Consider the following 3,019-nt stretch of genomic DNA (forward strand, 5'->3'; position numbering starts at 1 on the left):
CCCCGCACCCCACGGTCCGCCCASAATCGAGTGGTGCACCCGTACCTTCGCACCAATCCGCAACCTCGTAGGAACGCACCGTAGTCGCCGGACCCCCCGGCGCCTACGGTGTGCCCGTGCAACCGAGCCGACCGCCGCACCAGCAGCCCACACCGCCGTTCAACTTTCCCGCCGCCCGCCGTCTGCGCGAGGCGCTCGGGATGGCGCACGGGCATGTCGCCTACGGAATGCGGGCCAGTTACGGGCTCGCCTACGTGACCGCCGACACCATCGCCTCCTGGGAGCGCGGGCTCTCCTCGCCCAGCTCCGCCGAGCTCGCCGCGCTCGCGGCCACGCTCTGGTGCTCGCCGGGCGACCTCATGGGCGCGGCGCGGACCCTGCGGGAGCACCGGCTCGCGCGCGGGCTCGCTCCCGAGGACGTCGCCCGGGAGTCCGGCGTGGAGATCCAGGCGTATCTGCGGATGGAGGAGACCAACACCTGGCGCGGCAACGAACGGCAGTCCCAGGCCCTCGCCCGCGCGCTGCGGTTGAGCGTGCCGGACTTCGTGGCCGTCACCGGGCGCGCGGAGCCCCTGGCCGAGCTGCTGCGCAGCGCCGTCACCACCCGCTGGCAGGGGTACGTGCGGCCGGTGGCCAAGCTGCTGCCGCTGGAGAAGCGGCACGTCGAGGACGTACTGCGGCAGATGCACGAGGACTATCAGTCGCGCATGGCGCGGACCCTGAGCTGGGGCTCGGGGGCCAGTTCGGACGCCTCCGGCGAGGCCGGGCGGGACTTCCTGGAGAAGATCCTCGAACACTTCTGGGGTCTCGTCCGCGGCGGCGGGGCCTGAGCGGCCCCGGCGACCGGGCCGGGCGAGACCCCGGCGAGGGGCGGGAGACTAGAAGACCGACTCCGCCTCGTCCATCCGGTCCTTCGGCACCGTCTTCAGCTCCGTGACCGCCTCCGCGAGCGGCACCATCGTGATGTCCGTGCCGCGCAGCGCCGTCATCCGGCCGTACTCCCCGCGGTGCACGGCCTCGACCGCGTGCCAGCCGAAGCGGGTCGCGAGGACGCGGTCGTACGCGGTGGGGGTGCCGCCGCGCTGGACGTGGCCGAGAATGACCGGCTTGGCCTCCTTGCCGAGGCGGGTCTCCAGCTCGTACGCGAGGGCCGTGCCGATGCCCTGGAAGCGCTCGTGGCCGAACTGGTCGATCGCGCCGACGCCGTAGTTCATGGTGCCCTCCTGGGGGTGCGCGCCCTCGGCGACGCAGATCACCGCGAACTTCTTGCCCCGCGAGAACCGCTCCTCGACCAGTTTGACCAGGTCGGCGGGGTCGAAGGGGCGCTCGGGCAGGCAGATGCCGTGGGCGCCGCCCGCCATGCCGGACTCCAGGGCGATCCAGCCCGCGTGGCGGCCCATGACCTCGACGACCATCACGCGCTGGTGGGACTCGGCGGTGGTCTTCAGACGGTCCATCGCCTCCGTGGCGACGCCGACGGCCGTGTCGAAGCCGAAGGTGCGGTCCGTGGAGGAGATGTCGTTGTCGATCGTCTTCGGCACGCCGACCACCGGCACGCCCGCGTCCGACAGCATGCGGGCCGCGGTGAGCGTGCCCTCGCCGCCGATCGGGATGAGCGCGTCGAAGCCGCTGCGCTCGATGAGGTCCTTGGCGTTGTCGCAGGCCGCGCGGAACCGGCCGCGCTCCAGGCGGGACGAGCCGAGGATGGTGCCGCCGCGGGCGAGGATGCCGCTGACCGCGTTCAGGTCCAGGGCGCGGTAGCGCCCGTCGAGCAGGCCCGCGTAGCCGTCCTCGAAGCCGATGACCTCGTCGCCGTAGTGCGTGACGGCGCGGTGCACGACCGACCGGATCACTGCGTTGAGGCCGGGGCAGTCGCCGCCCGCGGTGAGAATTCCGATACGCATCGCGCTGTGTCTCCTGCTCGCTGTTGGTACTTGTGAGCCGGTCCGATTGTTCCACGGCCGGAGGGGGGACGCCGCTCACATGTGTTTGACGGACGTTCGTGCGGCTGGGGAGGGGATGGACCCCGTACGGCAGGGCACCCGTCCATCGGGCGGCGTAGTCAGCCACAGAGGTATTGTCAAGAGGGCACAGCCGCGATATCGGGTAATTTGTCCGGTCCGCTCGATGGACCACCGTCCCACGGCAGCGAGGAAGGGAAGAGCACGCGTGACGCGCAGCGTGTACGTGACCGGGATCGACCGCGGCGACGGCCGCCAGGTCGTCGAGCTGGGAGTCATGGAGCTCCTGACCCGCCAGGTCGACCGGGTCGGCGTCTTCCGTCCGCTCGTCCACGACGGACCCGACCGCCTCTTCGACCTGCTGCGGGCCCGCTACCGGCTCTCCCAGGACGCCTCGTCGGTGTACGGCATGGACTACCACGAGGCGTCCGCGCTCCAGGCCGAGCAGGGCACCGACGAGCTCGTCTCGCGGCTCGTGGACCGCTTCCACGCGGTGGCCAGGGACTATGAGGTCGTCCTCGTCCTGGGCACCGACTTCGCCGACACCCAGCTCCCCGACGAGCTCTCGCTCAACGCCCGGCTCGCCAATGAGTTCGGGGCCTCGGTGATCCCCGTGGTCGGCGGCAGGAAGCAGACCGCCGAGTCGGTGCGCGCCGAGACGCGCAACGCCCACCGCGCGTACGAGAGCCTCGGCTGCGACATCCTCGCGATGGTCACCAACCGGGTCGCCCCCGCCGACCGCGACGAGATCCACGCGCTGCTCGCCGCCGACCTGCCCGTGCGCAGCTACGTCCTGCCGGACGAGCCCGCGCTCTCAGCGCCGACGGTCGCCCAGATCACCCACGCCCTCGGCGGCCGGGTGCTGCTCGGCGACGACTCCGGGCTCGCCCGCGACGCGCTCGACTTCGTCTTCGGCGGCGAGCAGCGCGTGGATCTCGTCGCGGTCGGCGGGGGCGACCCGGTTGGTGACCATCGCGAGGATGTCGCAGCCGAGGCTCTCGTACGCGCGGTGGGCGTTGCGCGTCTCGGCGCGCACCGACTCGGCGGTCTGCTTCCTG

Annotated in this window: 3 protein-coding genes; 2 read left to right on the forward strand and 1 reads right to left on the reverse strand. The window is 72.0% G+C overall.

What is annotated here, in order from left to right:
- The first annotated feature begins 116 nt into the window (after window positions 1-116).
- Window positions 117-830: a helix-turn-helix domain-containing protein gene (locus tag AB8Z36_RS34615; RefSeq protein ID WP_369217352.1), complete on the forward strand. Its 714-nt coding sequence runs from the start codon at window positions 117-119 to the stop codon at window positions 828-830.
- Between the two features lie 48 nt (window positions 831-878).
- Here the strand turns inward: AB8Z36_RS34615 and AB8Z36_RS34620 are convergent, their stop codons facing one another.
- Window positions 879-1,904, reverse strand: a complete 1,026-nt coding sequence (locus AB8Z36_RS34620; RefSeq protein ID WP_369217353.1) for an ATP-dependent 6-phosphofructokinase — start codon at window positions 1,902-1,904, stop codon at window positions 879-881.
- Between the two features lie 265 nt (window positions 1,905-2,169).
- On the opposite strand from AB8Z36_RS34620, the gene AB8Z36_RS34625 reads away from it, so the two are divergent.
- The coding region (locus AB8Z36_RS34625) for an AAA family ATPase (RefSeq protein ID WP_369217354.1) at window positions 2,170-3,019 on the forward strand (850 nt) is incomplete at its 3' end.

It is taken from the genome of Streptomyces flavofungini (assembly GCF_041028215.1).
Classification (GTDB): Bacteria; Actinomycetota; Actinomycetes; order Streptomycetales; family Streptomycetaceae; genus Streptomyces; species Streptomyces flavofungini_B.

Coding starts and splice junctions, on each gene's coding strand:
- AB8Z36_RS34620 (WP_369217353.1), bottom strand. CDS start 1,904: ATGCGTATCGGAATTCTCACCGCGGGCGGCGACTGCCCCGGCCTCAAC.